Annotated in this window: 12 protein-coding genes; 5 read left to right on the top strand and 7 right to left on the bottom strand. The window is 34.3% G+C overall.

Annotated elements, in window-relative coordinates; translation table 11 throughout:
• Positions 1 to 112: 112 nt before the first annotated feature.
• From JJQ60_RS17115 to uvrC, 3 genes are all read right to left on the bottom strand, one after another.
• Positions 113 to 1,270 (bottom strand): homogentisate 1,2-dioxygenase, encoded by a 1,158-nt coding sequence (locus JJQ60_RS17115; RefSeq protein ID WP_201923196.1) that lies wholly within the window; start codon positions 1,268 to 1,270, stop codon positions 113 to 115.
• A 254-nt stretch (positions 1,271 to 1,524) separates the two neighbouring features.
• Positions 1,525 to 3,810, bottom strand: coding sequence for a patatin-like phospholipase family protein (locus JJQ60_RS17110; protein ID WP_317194023.1), 2,286 nt, complete (start codon positions 3,808 to 3,810; stop codon positions 1,525 to 1,527).
• Entirely contained in the window at positions 3,807 to 5,612 is a 1,806-nt protein-coding gene (gene uvrC, locus JJQ60_RS17105) for an excinuclease ABC subunit UvrC (protein WP_201923193.1), read from the bottom strand. Before uvrC ends, JJQ60_RS17110 begins: the two co-directional genes overlap by 4 nt.
• 111 nt (positions 5,613 to 5,723) lie before the next feature.
• Here uvrC and JJQ60_RS17100 point away from each other — a divergent pair, with 111 nt between their 5' ends.
• The 5 genes from JJQ60_RS17100 (at position 5,724) to JJQ60_RS17080 (ending at position 9,098) form a co-directional block, all read left to right on the top strand.
• A complete protein-coding gene (locus JJQ60_RS17100) occupies positions 5,724 to 6,209 on the top strand; it encodes an ATP-dependent zinc protease family protein (RefSeq protein ID WP_201923191.1) in 486 nt (161 codons plus the stop codon).
• Positions 6,206 to 7,078, top strand: a complete 873-nt coding sequence (gene rimK / locus JJQ60_RS17095) for a 30S ribosomal protein S6--L-glutamate ligase (RefSeq protein WP_201923189.1) — start codon at positions 6,206 to 6,208, stop codon at positions 7,076 to 7,078. Before JJQ60_RS17100 ends, rimK begins: the two co-directional genes overlap by 4 nt.
• A gap of 6 nt (positions 7,079 to 7,084) precedes the next feature.
• The gene (locus JJQ60_RS17090; RefSeq protein WP_201923186.1) at positions 7,085 to 8,065 is read left to right on the top strand and encodes a succinylglutamate desuccinylase/aspartoacylase family protein; all 981 of its coding nucleotides are present in this window, start codon (positions 7,085 to 7,087) and stop codon (positions 8,063 to 8,065) included.
• A complete protein-coding gene (locus JJQ60_RS17085) occupies positions 8,058 to 8,627 on the top strand; it encodes a 5-formyltetrahydrofolate cyclo-ligase (RefSeq protein WP_201923184.1) in 570 nt (189 codons plus the stop codon). The genes JJQ60_RS17090 and JJQ60_RS17085 overlap by 8 nt, the downstream gene beginning before the upstream one ends.
• 69 nt (positions 8,628 to 8,696) lie before the next feature.
• Positions 8,697 to 9,098 (top strand): response regulator, encoded by a 402-nt coding sequence (locus tag JJQ60_RS17080; protein WP_201923182.1) that lies wholly within the window; start codon positions 8,697 to 8,699, stop codon positions 9,096 to 9,098.
• On the opposite strand, the gene JJQ60_RS17075 is transcribed toward JJQ60_RS17080, so the two are convergent.
• The 4 genes from JJQ60_RS17075 to JJQ60_RS17060 form a co-directional block, all read right to left on the bottom strand.
• Positions 9,090 to 9,701, bottom strand: coding sequence for a lipoprotein signal peptidase (locus tag JJQ60_RS17075; protein ID WP_201923180.1), 612 nt, complete (start codon positions 9,699 to 9,701; stop codon positions 9,090 to 9,092). The two genes, JJQ60_RS17080 and JJQ60_RS17075, sit on opposite strands and share 9 nt — an antisense overlap.
• A 186-nt stretch (positions 9,702 to 9,887) precedes the next feature.
• On the bottom strand, positions 9,888 to 10,271 hold the full coding sequence (locus tag JJQ60_RS17070) for a TraR/DksA family transcriptional regulator (RefSeq protein ID WP_201923177.1): 384 nt from the start codon (positions 10,269 to 10,271) through the stop codon (positions 9,888 to 9,890).
• A gap of 3 nt (positions 10,272 to 10,274) precedes the next feature.
• A complete protein-coding gene (ileS, locus tag JJQ60_RS17065) occupies positions 10,275 to 13,679 on the bottom strand; it encodes an isoleucine--tRNA ligase (protein ID WP_201923174.1) in 3,405 nt (1,134 codons plus the stop codon).
• A 210-nt stretch (positions 13,680 to 13,889) separates the two neighbouring features.
• A complete protein-coding gene (locus JJQ60_RS17060; protein ID WP_201923170.1) occupies positions 13,890 to 16,244 on the bottom strand; it encodes a TonB-dependent receptor in 2,355 nt (784 codons plus the stop codon).
• Positions 16,245 to 16,296 lie beyond the last annotated feature (52 nt).

The raw sequence follows: 16,296 nt of genomic DNA, 5'->3' as shown, positions 1-16,296 counted from the left end.
TTTTCCGATTATTTATTGATTTGACTGAAGACTTTATAATTCTATTTAAGATTTTATGCGCTCTTCTTAATCTTTTTATTAGAATGATATTGTCTTTAATATTTCTAATTGACTACTCTAACCATGATTTGTGATAATCATCGTCTGCTATTTTCATAGCTTCTTCGGTTACCATAAGGGGCTTGAAAGTGTCTACCATAACTGCTAGTTCATCAGTTTTGGTTTGACCTATACTTCTTTCTACAGCCCCTGGATGAGGCCCGTGTGGAATCCCTGCCGGGTGTAATGAAATATGACCGGCATCGATATCATTTCTACTCATAAAATCTCCATCAACATAATACAGTACTTCGTCACTATCTATATTGCTATGATTATAAGGTGCAGGTATAGCATCTGGATGATAATCGTATAGCCTAGGAACAAAAGAGCATACCACAAAAGCATCAGTTTCAAAAGTTTGATGCACTGGTGGCGGTTGATGCACTCTTCCAGTGATGGGCTCAAAATCATGAATCGAAAAAGCGTACGGAAAATTAAACCCATCATATCCAACAACATCAAAAGGATGCGTTGCATAGATCATATCAAAAACTTCATCCTGTTTTTTTACTTTGATCAAAAAATCGCCTTTTTCATCATTAGTTTCTAATTCATACGGGGCTCTTAGGTCTCTTTCGCAAAATGGAGAATGTTCAAGAAGCTGACCAAACCAGTTACGATATCTTTTAGGAGTGTATATTGGTCTCCGAGATTCAACAATAAACAAACGGTTATCTATAGTCTCAAAATCAAGTTTGTAAATAGTACCCCTGGGAATTAAGATATAATCACCATATTTAAAATCAAGATTTCCTAAATGGCTTCTAAATTTACCACTTCCTCGATGTACGAAAATTAGCTCATCGGCATCTGTGTTTTTATAAAAATAACTTGATGTTGATTCTTGTGGAGAAGATAAAATAATACTTACATCACTATTAGTAAGAACATTTTTTCTGCTTTGTAAATAATCTTTTTCAGGGCTAACTTTAAAACCATGAAAACGATATGATTTTATATTGTTTTTTATTGAAATCCTTGGGGCAACACTGTAGCTCCCTTTTATTTCCTTCACTTGAGTTGGTCTATGGCAATGGTACATATTGGTGGACATACCATCAAAGCCTATGGTTCCAAATAGTTGTTCGTAATAAAGACTGCCATCAGGTTTTTTAAAGATGGTATGGCGTTTAGGTGGTATTTCTCCTAGAGTATGATAAAAAGGCATGATGTTTTAGTATTTGATAGTAAACGATTATTTTCAATATAATAATGAAAGATAACCTGCCTTATTCTGGGTTACGCTTAATAAGATAGTGTAATAGTAATAATAAATCCTGCCAAAACAAGCTCATAATGATACAAATATCGGAAATATTTCCTTTACAAAAGATAAAGATACCAGAGAAAAGAATATAGATTTTAATGTCTTTTAAGGATATTAAATATAAAGGTGTCTTTTTTTGAATGGTTCCAGAAGATTTAAAACCAAAATCCAACACTAAAGTACCATGTGCTTTGGTCCAGTTCTGGAGAGAAAGAATATTTAATTTGTATTGGACCTGCAAAAGTGTCTAATCCATATCCAAGAGCATACCCAGAAAATTCTGGGGATTCAAACCATCTTCCTGTACTGAATAATTTATTGCCTACATTGGCAAAATTTGCCGAAGCATTTAAATGATTTTTTTTAAAGATTTCATAATCAAAAGTCACTGTAGTTTTGGCAAAACTTTGCCCAGTAATGCCTAAAAAATCATACCCATAAAATGGGATAAAATTATTAATGGTACGGGCTCCAAAACCACCAAGAAGAAAATCTAATGAGTTTAATGAAGCGTTTCCAATCTTGGTGCCGGCTTCAAAACTAACATTTAACGCCAGCCTATTTGATAATGGCGCAGCATATCCCAATTGTGTTTTGGCGATAGAAAACTCTTCAAAATCATTTGTGAAATCAGAAGAAAAAAGATACGTATGTATACCTCCTTCAAAAACTAATCCTTTGGTCGGAAAATATTTGTTGTCATAGGTGTCCAGTTTAAAATACCCAAAAGCACTCCAATAATCACTATTGTCAAATACAGTACCTGGAACGGCATTCTCATCTTGTCCAAACGTCTCAGAAATAATCCTAAGCCTTTTATATTCGGCTCCTAATCCCACCGAAAAGGTTTGGCTTAATAATGTTTCAGCATATACCTGAGCATTTAAATCTGTATAATCCACATCAATTGTATTAATATCAAGATCTGGGATTTCCCCAAATTGTCCGATAAAATCAAAATCTATGGCTTTTGTAAAGTTGGTATAACTGTATTTTAATCCAGTGCTCCAATAAAACCCTTTATCGATATAATAGTCTACGTTGTAGCGAATATTGTCTCCAAGAGCTGCTTCTGCAGATAGAACATCATTATTAAAGAATAAACTTTTCCTGGTAATATTTACCAAAGCAGCAGTCTGGTACAAATTATCATAATGTAATGCAAAGCGCAATAACATTTTATTATCACTTTCTTTTACATTAACGACTAACTCTTTTCCTTCATTTTTGTCTACTAATCGATGACTTACCCTATCAAAATTTCCTGTTGCTGATAGGTTGTTGATACCTTCATTTAACTTTTCATAGGTAGTAACTCTAGGGACTTTGAGTTTTAACTTACCTCTAATATAAGCTCTTGTATATCTAGTGTTTCCTGTAATCACTAGGCTGTTGATTAATAGTGTTTCGTCATTTTTAGGAATTCTGGGTCTAGGTTTTGAAGGTTTTTGGCGTCGGGCAATGTTTTTTAGTTTTTCATAATTAGCTTGGGCTGCTTTTTCTCCACTGGCAATAATTTCATCTGCTTTGTCAAAAGACATTACCGAGAATTCCATTATTTCAGGTTTGATATGAATATTGGTTTCAGGGATTTTATCTTTCATTGCATTGTAGGTTCTGAAATTGCTAATTTGCAATAGGATATTATCCACAGAGTTTAATTGATCTCCAGACATTAAGCTATCTTGTACGTCAATTCCAATTACAATTTCGGCACCTTTATCTCTAATTTCCTTTACAGGGAAATTGTTAGAAACCCCACCATCAGTCATTAAAACTCCGTTTAATTCTATTGGGCTAAATATAGAAGGTAGTGCCCCACTGGCAGCAACAGCTTCTGGTAAATATCCTTTGTCAAGAAGTATTTGTTTTCCTGTTTCAATATTCGTTGCAATACAGAAGAAAGGTATAGGTAGTTTTCCAAAATCGTTAATATCGTTAACATGTGAGGTGTAGCGAGAAAATTGATTATAAAAATTTTGCCCTTTTGATAATCCTTTAGGCAAACCAATTTTAAACTTATCAAAGGGAAGACTCACTGCATATTTTTCTGAGTCATCTCGCTCATAAAATGTTTTAGCGTCTCTGGGTAGTTGATCTTGTATAAAGGTGTCAAAATCTACAGATCTAAAAATAGAATCAAGTTCTTGCGCTCGATATCCAGAAGCGTACAAAGCACCTACAATAGCTCCCATGCTTGTTCCACCAATATAATCAATACGCACACCAGATTCTTCAATAATTTTTAAAGCGCCAATATGTGCCAGTCCTTTTGCGCCACCTCCACTTAATACTAAACCGACTTTTACATCTTCTGCAACAGGATTATCTTGAGGTTCTGTATCTTGTTTTTCTTGCGACCACATAGAAAACGAAACACAGAATATAAGTATAAGTGATACCCTGATCAAAATAGTCTTTATAATGTGTTTTATGGTCACAATTCGTCTTTTTTAGAAAGATAATAATTAAACACTTTGGTTGCGCGCGAATCTCCTATCACTTGAGCAAGCTCTTCTTTTGATGCTTCGCGTATTCTTTTTACAGATCTGAAGTTTTTTAATAATTCGATTACCGTTTTTTCTCCTATACCCGGAATAGAATCAAGCTCGGTATCTAATGCAGATTTACTTCTTTTTTGTCTATGAAAAGTAATTCCAAATCTATGGGCTTCATTTCGAAGGTGTTGTACTACTTTTAATGTTTCTGATTTTTTATCTAAATATAATGGGATCGAATCTCCCGGATAATAAATTTCTTCTAATCTTTTGGCAATACCTATAATTGTAATTTTGCCTCTTAAGTTAAGATCGTCCAGGGCTTTTAATCCCGATGAAAGTTGTCCTTTTCCACCATCGACAATGATAAGTTGAGGTAGGGGTTGTTCTTCATCTAATAAACGTTTATATCTTCTATATACTACTTCTTCCATAGAGGCAAAATCGTTTGGCCCTTCTACAGTTTTTATATTAAATTTTCTATATTCTTTTTTGCTGGGTTTACCATTTTTAAAAACCACACATGCGGCAACCGGATTGGTTCCTTGTATATTAGAATTGTCAAAACATTCTATATGCCTGGGTTCTTCTGGAAGCCTAAGATCTTTTTTCATTTGCGCCATCAAACGTTTTACATGACGATCAGGATCAATGATTTTAATTTGCTTAAAACGTTCTTGTCTGTAGTATTTTGCATTTCTTAAAGACAAGTCAATAATTTTCTTCTTATCACCTAATTGTGGGATAGTAATTTTTAATCCTTCGCCTACATTTACGTCAAAAGGAACGAATATTTCCTTAGACTTAGATCCAAAACGCTGGCGTATATCAATAATTGCTAATTCGAGAAGTTCTTTGTCTGATTCTTCTAACTTCTTTTTAATCTCGGCGGTATGAGATCTTATGATGGCCCCATAAGATAGTTGAAGAAAATTGACATATCCAAAAGATTCGTCTGTGATAATTGAAAACACATCTACATTACTTATTTTGGGGTTAACAACTGTAGATTTGGCCTGATAATTTTCTAAAACCTCAATTTTTTCTTTAATTCGTTGGGCATCTTCAAATTCCATTTTTTCTGCATGGGCAATCATTTGCTGCCTAAATCGATGTAAAGAATCTTTAAAATTACCTTTTACAATTTGGCGTATAGCTTCTAAGTTTTCATTGTATTCTTTTTCAGGCTGTAACCCTTCACATGGTCCTTTGCAATTGCCTAAATGGTATTCGAGACAAACTTTGTATTTACCATTGTCTATTTTTTCTTGAGACAGATCGTAATTACAAGTCCTAAGTTGATATAATCCTTTGATAAGATCTAATAAGGTGTTTACCGTTTTAAAACTTGTATACGGGCCGTAATATTCTGAACCATCCTTGATTAAATTTCTAGTAGGAAAAATTCTTGGGAAACGTTCTTTTTTGATACAAATCCAAGGATATGTTTTATCATCCTTTAACATCACATTAAACCTGGGTTGATGTTTTTTGATTAAATTATTTTCTAATAATAATGCATCGGTCTCGGTTTCAACAACGATATGTCGTATAGAATGGATTTTTTTTACGAGAACTTTAGTCTTGTAATTATCATGACTTTTAGTAAAATAGGAAGCTACTCTTTTTTTAAGATTTTTGGCTTTACCAATGTATAGCAGTTTATCATCTTTGTCGTAATACTGATATACCCCTGGGCTCGATGGCAATGTTTTAATTTGTATGTCTAAAGAAGCTTGTTGCATATTCTAATGGTAAAGTTAAGAGTTTACCGGAATCTGCGTACAAACTTATAAGATTTAAATTGTGTTAAATCTTGCTGATTGACTATTATAAGATTAAAAACTAGGTATACAATGCAATACATCTTGTTTTTTCTTACATTAGTAGTCCTATTTATCAATAATTTTTTGGAAAAAGAAAAGAAAATAATTGGCAGGACTGATAAAGCAGATTTTCCTCTTTTAGAATTGAAGGATATCGATGCGAAGATGGATACAGGCGCTTATACGTCATCAATCCATTGTGTTGATATTCGAGAAATGGATCAAACTTTGCAATGTAGTTTTTTGGATGCTACTCATCCAGAGTATAATGGCAAACGATTTACATTCAAAAATTATGATATTTCTGCCGTAAAAAGTAATACCGGCAAAGTAGAAGTGCGATATGCCATTCGAACTCAAATTACATTATTTGGCCAAACCTTTCCTATAACCTTAACGTTATCACCACGAGAAGATATGCGTTTTCCTGTGTTAATTGGTCGTAAATTTTTAAGTGGAAAATTTTTAGTTGACCCTCAATTAGAAAACCAGTCTTATAATCAAAAACTAGAATGAATATAAAAATCTTGTCGCGTAGTGCGAGTTTGTATTCTACTAATGCATTGGTTCAAGCTGCGGTAAAGCGCAAACATAATGTACAAGTAATAGATCCCCTTAATTGTGATATAGTTATCGAAAGACAAAAACCAGAGATCTATTATAGAGGTAGAAGACTAGATCATGTTGATGCTGTTATACCTCGAATTGGAGCTTCTACAACTTTTTATGGAACGGCTGTAGTAAGACAGTTTGAAATGATGAATGTGTTTACAACACTAACATCGCAAGCGCTAATACAATCCAGAGACAAACTAAGAAGTTTACAAATATTATCCAAGGCGGGGCTAGGACTTCCAAAAACCGTTTTTACGAATTATTCTAAAGACGTATCTGAGGTGATTTCTCATGTAGGTGGAGCTCCATTAATTATTAAATTGTTAGAAGGAACTCAAGGATTGGGCGTAGTATTGGCAGAGACCAAAACTGCTGCAGAATCTGTGTTGGAAGCTTTTAATGGGTTGCAAGCTCGTGTGATTGTACAAGAATATATTAAGGAAGCAAAAGGAGCAGATATACGGGTTTTAGTTGTAGATGGTGAAGTCGTAGGTGCTATGAAAAGACAAGGAAAAGAAGGAGAGTTTAGATCAAATTTACATAGAGGGGGGACTGCCAAAGTGATTAGATTAAGTAGACATGAAGAACAAGCCGCTATTCTAGCTGCAAAAGCGTTAAAAATGGGAGTAGCAGGAGTAGATATGTTGCAAAGTAATAGAGGGCCACTTATATTAGAAGTTAATTCTTCTCCAGGCTTAGAAGGTATAGAAAATGCTACTGGTAATGATATTGCAAAATCTATAATACGCTATATCGAAAGAAGTTTGTAAGACATTATGACAAAAACGAATGAAGAAAATATACTCAATATTCTTGGTAAAGAAGTTTTACCAGGAACAAGTGCTACCATAAATTTTAATATTGCTAAATTATATACATCTACAAAAGTAGAGATACCTATTATAATTGAAAGGTCATTAGAACCCGGCCCAACGGTACTTATTACTGCAGGAATTCATGGGGATGAAATTAATGGCGTAGAAGTAGTAAGACAGATTATAGCAAAAAAAATCAACAAACCTAAGAGAGGAAGTATTATTTGTATCCCAGTACTTAATGTATTCGGTTTCCTGAATATGGATCGATTTTTTCCTGATGGAAGAGATTTGAATAGGGTTTTTCCTGGGACTAAAAATGGTTCTTTAGCAAGTCGATTTGCACATCAATTCATTAATGAAATTCTTCCAGTAGCTGATTTTTGTTTGGATTTTCATACCGGAGGAGCTAGTCGTTTTAATGCTCCTCATATTAGAGTAGATCCTAAAAATGAAAAACTCGTAGCGTTTGCCAAAATATTTAATGCACCTTTTACTCTTTTATCCAAAAACCTTGAAGGATCATATCGTGCTACTTGTGCTAAAAAAGCCAAAGATATTTTATTATTTGAAGGAGGGAAATCTCAAAATAGTAGTAAAGAAATTGCAAGAGAAGGCGTGCAAGGTACAATGAGAATACTTCATCATTTAGAAATGCTGCATACAGATTTTACTGTGCCTATAGCTGATTCTCATAGTATTTTGATTAACAAAAGTGTATGGTTGCGCGCAAAATATAGTGGGTTACTTCATATTAAAATACCAGTAGGAAAACATGTCCAAAAAGATGAAATTCTGGCAACAATTACTGATCCATACGGTAAAATGAGACATGTGGTTAAAGCTCACAATGAGGGATATATTATTAATGCTAATGAATCTCCAATAGTATATAAAGGAGATGCTATTTTTAGGATTACTAAAGAACTAGTAAATGAATAAGAAAGAACTGCGCGAAAAATATAAAAAATTAAGAACACAGATAAGTGCTGAAGAACTGGATAACTCAAGTATAGATATTGCTAATCAATCACTTCAATTACCGATCTGGGAAAAATCATACTATCACATCTTTTTACCAATAGAAAAACAAAAAGAAATCAATACCGAGTATATTCTGCAAATACTACAAGGAAAAGATAAGAATGTAATTATACCTAAGAGTAATTTTGAAAACAATACCTTAGAACATATCTTACTAACAGATACTACAAAATTAAAAATAAACTCATGGGGTATTCCAGAGCCTACCGAAGGGATTTCTATTCCCGAAGACAAAATAGAAGTGGTTTTTGTCCCACTTTTAGCATTTGATTTGCAAGGAAACCGTATCGGTTATGGAAAAGGGTTTTATGACAAATTTTTAAGTAAATGTGACCCAGAAACTATAAAAATAGGACTTTCTCTTTTTCCTGCTGAAACCCAAATAAAAGAAGTTTTACCAACAGATATACGTTTAGACCTTTGTGTTACTCCGCGAGAAACACATCGTTTTAAGATTTAATTAACATTTTTTGTTTTCAAGGATACTTTGTTCTATATTAGGTACATATAATTTTTTACCCCCAAAATAATGTCCCAAAATATAGAAAGTGTTTGCATCATCGATGATGATAGTATTTATATAAATTTAGTTAGTAAAATTATTCAATTAAAGAGATTATCTCAATCGGTACTTGTCTTTAATAATGGAAAAGAAGCTTTGGATTTTTTTCATGAATCCATTCGCACAGATTTGGAAGTAGAAGTACCTCAAGTTATTTTTCTGGATATAAATATGCCTATAATGGATGGTTGGGAATTTCTAAAAGAATTTTCAAAAATCCGTAATGATATAAGCGATGTTATAGATCTTTATGTGGTAAGCTCTTCTATAGATACAAGAGATATTGACCGAGCTAAATCTATTGATGTTGTTTCTGATTATCTCGCTAAGCCTATAAAGTTAGACGATTTTGTAAGAGTATTAGGTTAGATTGCCTTTTGGAAAAGCTTTCTTGTTAAAAATGATTAGCAAGAATACACCAACACTTATCGCAGAATCAGCAATATTAAATACGGGATCAAAAAATGAAAAATGACTACCTCCCCAAATTGGTATCCACTCTGGTAGAATATCATCATAGAATGTAAATTGAATCATATCAACCACTTTGCCATAAAACAGGCTTTCATAGCCTCCATTTTCAGGTAAGAAACTTGCAACGTTGATATTTGTACTGGCATCAAAAAGAACTCCATACAATATAGAATCTATAATGTTTCCAAAAGCTCCTGCAAAGATTAACGCAATGCAAAATGTAAGTATTTTAGGACTATTCTTGCGTACAGAATCATATAGCCAATATCCAATTCCGGTAATAGCTACCAACCTAAAAAGAGTAAGAACTAATTTTCCATAGCTGCCCGGAAGTTCAAAACCCCATGCCATTCCTTTGTTTTCTACAAATACAATTCTAAACCAACTAAAAACAGGTAATTCTTCATGTAATGTGAAATGAGTTTTAATATAAACTTTAGTGATTTGGTCAATCAACAAAACTAAAATTATAACTAAAATGGATTTTTTTAAGGACATAAATATTGGTTTGCATTGGTCTTGAAAGCAACGACGGACAAAAATAGTATTTTATTTTGGTTTATATACACTCATACAGTTAGCTTGTAGAATTTTATGATGAGTAATACAATGTCTTTTTCCAAAAAAACCCTACAAGTTATAAACTCGTAGGGTCTTAAATAAATTATAGACGATTGTTAACTCTTAGCTCTGCATATTCTTAGCTTCAATGCTTAGTGTAGCATGAGGAACTAATTTTAATCTTTCGGGGTTAATTAATTTTCCGGTTACGCGGCAAATACCATAGGTTTTGTTTTCAATGCGTAATAGCGCATTTTTTAAATCGCGTACAAATTTCTCTTGTCGTATTGCAAGTTGTGTATTAGCTTCTTTAGACATAGTTTCGCTTCCTTCTTCAAAGGCCTTAAACGTTGGTGAAGTATCATCTGTACCATTGTTTCCGTCATTTTTGTAAGCACTTTGTAGCAATTCCAAATCTTTATTTGCTTTTTCCACTTTTTCAAGGATAATTTCCTTAAACTTCGCCAAATCGGCGTCACTGTACCTTACTTTTACATCTTCTGCCATATCTTAATGTTTTTTTATTATCAATTGGGTTGCAATGTCATCAAACGCAATTTCTGTGCCGTTTATTATGTCTTTTGCAAATTCAATTGTCTCGGTTAAGGTTTCGTTTTTGATGTAGGTTTCGTTAGTTGCAACAGCTTCTTGAACGGTTTCATTTTTCTGAAAAACGATTTCTATTTTATCAGTCACTTCAAATCCGCTATCCTTACGAATATTTTGGATTCTATTTACAAGTTCTCTGGCTATTCCCTCTTTTTTTAGCTCTGGAGTTATAGTAACATCTAATGCTACCGTTAATGAACCTGAATTCGCAACTAACCACCCCTCAATATCTTGAGAGCTGATCTCTACATCTTCGGTTTCTAATGTAATAATTTTATCATTAATTTCTACATCAAAACGCCCTGTTTGTTCAAGAATTTTAATAGTTTTTTGATCGAATTCTTGTATCTTATTGGCAATCAACTTCATATCTTTTCCAAAACGAGGGCCTAATGCTTTAAAATTAGGCTTAATTTGTTTTACTAAGATACCCGAAGCATCATCTATAAGCTCTATTTCTTTCACATTTACTTCACTTTTTACTAGTTCGGCAATGTCATTTATCTCATTTTTATCTGCATCATTAAGCACAGGAATCATTATTCGCTGTAGCGGTTGTCTAACTTTAATCTTTTCTTTTTGACGTAAAGAAAGGACTAAAGAAGAGATGGTTTGCGCTTTTTGCATCTTGTGCTCTAATACCTTATCCACAAAAGCTTCGTTATATTCTGGAAAATGCGCAAGATGTACACTTTCAAACGTTTCTTTTTTGGTGCCGGTTATCAAATCTTTATACAATCGATCCATAAAGAATGGTGCTACAGCTGCGCCTAATTTTGCAACGGTTAGCATACAAGTATATAACGTCTGATATGCAGATATTTTGTCTTGCTCATAATCACCTTTCCAGAATCTTCTTCTACTTAAACGTACAAACCAGTTACTTAGGTTTTCTTGTACGAAATCTGAAATAGCTCTGGTAGCCTTTGTTGGTTCGTAATCATTATAATATTCGTCTACATTTTTGATTAACGTATGTAGCTCACTTAGAATCCAACGATCTATCTCAGGGCGTTCAGCTAAATTGATGTCAGCTTCAGCATAAGTGAAGTTGTCAATATTTGCATAAAGCGTAAAGAATGAATATGTATTGTATAATGTGCCAAAAAATTTACGACGTACTTCTGCAATTCCTTCAGAATCAAACTTTAGATTATCCCAAGGATTCGCATTGCTGATCATATACCATCTAGTGGCATCAGGACCATAGGCTTTTAAGGTTTCAAATGGATCTACTGCATTACCTAATCTTTTGGACATTTTTTGTCCGTTTTTATCTAATACAAGGCCATTAGACACGACATTTTTATAGGCCACATCATCAAAAATCATGGTAGCAATAGCGTGTAGTGTATAGAACCACCCTCGTGTTTGATCTACTCCTTCTGCAATAAAATCTGCTTTGCGATCACCAGATTCAACTTTTTCTTTATTTTCGAAAGGATAGTGCCATTGTGCATATGGCATGGATCCAGAGTCAAACCATACATCGATAAGATCACTCTCACGTTTCATAGGTTTTCCTGTTGGAGAAACTAAAATAATTTTGTCGACCACATTTTTATGAAGGTCGATCTTATCATAGTTCTCCTCGCTCATATCACCAACAACAAAATCAGCAAAAATATCTGCTTCAAGCACTTTTGCCTCCAATGCCTTTTGCATTTCGGCTTTTAATTCTTCAACAGAACCAATAATAAGCTCTTCTTTACCGTCATCAGTTCTCCAGATAGGTAATGGGATGCCCCAAAAACGAGATCGAGATAAATTCCAGTCATTGGCATTTGCTAACCAATTACCAAAACGTCCCTCACCAGTTGCTTTTGGTTTCCAGTTAATACCCAGATTAAGTTCGTGCATACGATCTTTAAAATCCGTTACTTTAATAAACCATGAATCTAATGGGTAATACAATACTGGTTTGTCTGTACGCCAGCAGTTAGGATAGCTGTGTACATATTTTTCTACCTTAAAGGCTTTATTTTCTATCTTTAGTTTAATAGCAATTTCTACATCGACAGATTTTTCTGGAGCAGTGCCATCATCATAGTATTCATTCTTAACATATTTGCCGGCAAACTCTCCTACATGTTTTGTAAATCTACCTTGTAAATCAACCAGAGGGACTAAATTGTCATTTTCATCCTTAACTAACATTGCAGGTACTTCTGGTTTAGCCTGTTTGGCTACCATAGCATCATCCGCACCAAAGGTAGGTGCGGTATGTACAATCCCAGTACCATCTTCGGTGGTTACAAAATCCCCAGCAATAACTCTAAAAGCATTTTCCGGATTGTGATAGGGCTGAACAAAATCCAATAATTGCTCATAGCGAATGTCTACGAGATCTGCTCCTTTACATTCTTTAACGATGTAAAATGGAATTTTTTTGTCTCCTTCTTTGAATGCGCTTATTTCTTCTTCTGTTTCTACCTGCATAAACTTACCGGAAAATTGCTTTCCAACTAAGTTTTTGGCAAGAATAACATGTATAGGCTCAAAAGTGTATTGATTAAATGTTTTAACGAGAACATAGTCAATCTTTGGGCCCACAGTTAATGCTGTATTTGAAGGCAGTGTCCAAGGTGTTGTCGTCCAGGCAAGAAAATAGATATCACCCTTCACATCTTGCAAGAATGATGGTAGTGTTTCTTCTTTGGCTTTAAATTGGGCCACAACAGTAGTATCGGTTACATCCTGATATGTTCCGGGTTGATTAAGTTCGTGAGAACTTAGTCCTGTACCTGCTTTTGGAGAATATGGTTGGATAGTATATCCTTTATACAGCAATCCTTTTTTATAGATTTGTGATAGTAGCCACCATACACTTTCCATATATTTGGATTTGTAGGTAATATATGGATCTTCCATATCTACCCAGTATCCTATTTTTTGTGTAAGATCATTCCAGATATCGGTATAACGCATCACTGCTTTTTTACAAGCTTCGTTATATTCTTCAATGGTAATTTTTTTACCGATATCTTCTTTGGTAATTCCTAATTCTTTTTCAACTCCAAGTTCTACGGGCAGGCCATGCGTATCCCATCCTGCTTTACGTTTTACCTGGTATCCTTTTTGGGTTTTATAACGACAAAAAATATCCTTGATTGCACGAGCCATTACATGGTGAATCCCAGGTAGTCCATTTGCTGAAGGAGGTCCTTCAAAAAATACATATGGCGTTGCCCCATCACGCTCACTAACACTCTTTTCAAAAATGTTATTTTGTTGCCAATACTCTAGTATTTCGTCGGCTACTTTGGGTAAGTCAAGTCCTTTATATTCAGGAAACTTCGTGCTCATTTGATCGTTCTTTCTATTAAGTCTGCGAAAATAAGGATTTTCTAGAAAAAGAGAAGCCAAATTGAAGTGTGATATAAAATAAATGTGTGTTGAATCGGGTTTTTTAACAAAGTCTTTGATTTTTTCGTAAAAAAGTGTCAAAAATGTATCCAAAATCAACCAGAAATATTCTAGAAGACTTTGAATACATTGAACTATTTATGTACCCTTTTAAAAATCAACTACGATTCCGATACTAGGTATTATTTGTCCAGATTCTGTTTCGATCACCGCTAAACTTCGAGGTTGAAGAATGGTTCCGTTGGTATCTCTATTCAAACCATACTCCGTAGGTTGGGGTATTTCTTGCCCTAAGATATTCTGAACTTCGACAAAAATGTCCAGAGATAGGTTTTTGAAATTCCATTTCTTGTCTATTCGCAAATCAAGTTGACTAAAGATATCTAGTTTTTCTTCACCTAAACGATTATAATCCAAAATAACCTCGGGGTAATTGGCAAGCGTGCCGTCTAAATCTGTTGGTACAAAAGGCGTTTCTCCTGCAAAACGATATCGGGCACTTATTTCCCAATTTCGATTTAATTTATATCCTCCTGTAAATGAAACAAGATGGCGGCTATCCCATACCGAAGGGAGATATGTATCTCTATCAAAACTAGTAAATTCACTATAAAACCAAGTATAAGCAAATATGCCATAGAAGCTATTTGAAAGCTTTTGTTGAAATTGAAGTTCTGCTCCATAGCTTCGCCCTCTACCAACAGTCGCTACATCTTCACTTCCTAAGATCTCAAAATCCGCGCCTTTATTGGCAAGGGATACACCATCTAGAACTGAAACTGGATAATCCTCGTATCGCTTATAAAACCCTTCTAAAGAGATATTTGATGACGGACCAAAATAATGTTGTAAGCCGAGTACATAATGATCACTCACGGTGTAATCTACATCTTGGTTTACCAGAACATTATTGTTATCCCTAAATCCTAAAATAGTATAGGGTGGTAATTTGTAATATCTTCCTAAAGAACCATTTAATCTCCAGTTTTCTTTAAACTCATAAGAGAGAGAGAATCGCGGAGAAAATGTAGATAATAAATTGTCTTCTTCTGTGAAAGTGTCATCATCAACTCTAAAGCCAAAGGACAGGTCTAGTTTATCATTAAAAAATGATTTAGTCATATTTGCAAACAAACCGTATTTTACAAAATCAATTTCGGTATTAAAAATATTATTATCGGTTAGGTTTAGTGTTTCGTTGCTATAATCGGAATATTGAGTGTTAAAACCCGTAGTAAGCTTCCAATCACCAAAGAATTTTGTTAGTTGATATCGGAGTTTAGTTTCAGACTCAGTTGCATCATTTCTAAAAATGACTCCCGTTTCATTTTCGGGATCTTCATATCGTGTAAACTCATTAACTAAAGTGTTATTACTCACTGTTGTTTCCATAAAGCCGGATCCATCTTTGAAGCGTCGTTTCCATGATAGTCCAATTGCATTGGTACGTTGGTTTATGAAAGGAGCTTGTTCTAATTGTGCTTGCTGCTCTGCATCAAAATCCTCTGGTGCTTCTACCGAAAAATCATCGATAGACCCTAGGCCAATGAAGTTAATATCATTATATGCATCAATTTTATGGTTTATTTTGTATTGATAATCCCAATAATTAGGTCTAAAGGGAAGACCAATAACTTCAAATAAAAATTGAAGATAACTGCGCCTTGCCGATACCAGAAAAGTGGTTTTTGCCTCTTCGGCTTTACCTTTTCCGAGCGGCCCTTCTAGAGTAAGTGCTGCTTCACTGGCGCTAACACGAAAGTTACCACTAAAGTTTCGGTTGTTTCCTGTGCGTTGACTAAACTGTAATACTCCTGAAAGAGGATTGTCATATTGAGCTCCAAAGGCAGAAGTGGATAAGGTAACATTATCAATAAAAGATACGTTAATAAGTCCTACCGGTCCTCCTGCACTACCTTGTGTACTGAAGTGATTAATATTGGGCACTTCCATCCCATCCAGATAATAAACAGTTTCATTTGGAGCCCCACCGCGAATAATCAAATCGTTACGGAAACCTCCAATGGATGGAGACACTCCCGGAAGCGTTTGTGCAACTTGTACCACATCATTGTTGCTTCCTGGATATGTAGCAATTTCTACGGCCGATAAGGATTGTGTGGATAATGGAGTTTCTTTAGGTCTACTTATTTTATTTGCATTACTGATTACCACTTCATCCAGTGCTTCAGTAGATTCATTAAGTATAAAATTACTCGGTAATGTTCCTTTTGATCGTACAATAACATTAAATTTTGTTTGTGTTTCGAAACCGACATAACTAACAATTAGATTATAGGATCCTGGAGTTATATTCTCAATGCGATAGTTTCCATCAAAATCAGTTTGTGCACCTTTTTCTGTACCTTCAAGAAAAACTGAAGCTCCTAAAATAGGCTGACCAGTTTGATCTGTTACATTTCCAGACAATTCACCATATACTTGTGCATACAGATTTGAAACTAATAGTAAAGAAAGTACTAAAACAGTATTTTTGGTATTCATAATCATAGGTTTTTAATAGTTTAAGAGCATTCTTAAATAAATTGTTTAATTT

It is taken from the genome of Aquimarina mytili, from assembly GCF_016735115.1.
Classification (GTDB): Bacteria; Bacteroidota; Bacteroidia; order Flavobacteriales; family Flavobacteriaceae; genus Aquimarina; species Aquimarina mytili.
The sequence above is the reverse complement of the archived record's forward strand: the minus strand, read 5'-3'. Positions and strand labels throughout refer to the sequence as shown.

Coding starts and splice junctions, on each gene's coding strand:
- JJQ60_RS17115 (WP_201923196.1), bottom strand. CDS start 1,270: ATGCCTTTTTATCATACTCTAGGAGAAATACCACCTAAACGCCATACC.
- ileS (WP_201923174.1), bottom strand. CDS start 13,679: ATGAGCACGAAGTTTCCTGAATATAAAGGACTTGACTTACCCAAAGTA.
- JJQ60_RS17080 (WP_201923182.1), top strand. CDS start 8,697: ATGTCCCAAAATATAGAAAGTGTTTGCATCATCGATGATGATAGTATT.
- rimK (WP_201923189.1), top strand. CDS start 6,206: ATGAATATAAAAATCTTGTCGCGTAGTGCGAGTTTGTATTCTACTAAT.
- JJQ60_RS17085 (WP_201923184.1), top strand. CDS start 8,058: ATGAATAAGAAAGAACTGCGCGAAAAATATAAAAAATTAAGAACACAG.
- JJQ60_RS17100 (WP_201923191.1), top strand. CDS start 5,724: ATGCAATACATCTTGTTTTTTCTTACATTAGTAGTCCTATTTATCAAT.
- JJQ60_RS17060 (WP_201923170.1), bottom strand. CDS start 16,244: ATGAATACCAAAAATACTGTTTTAGTACTTTCTTTACTATTAGTTTCA.
- JJQ60_RS17070 (WP_201923177.1), bottom strand. CDS start 10,271: ATGGCAGAAGATGTAAAAGTAAGGTACAGTGACGCCGATTTGGCGAAG.
- uvrC (WP_201923193.1), bottom strand. CDS start 5,612: ATGCAACAAGCTTCTTTAGACATACAAATTAAAACATTGCCATCGAGC.
- JJQ60_RS17090 (WP_201923186.1), top strand. CDS start 7,085: ATGACAAAAACGAATGAAGAAAATATACTCAATATTCTTGGTAAAGAA.
- JJQ60_RS17075 (WP_201923180.1), bottom strand. CDS start 9,701: ATGTCCTTAAAAAAATCCATTTTAGTTATAATTTTAGTTTTGTTGATT.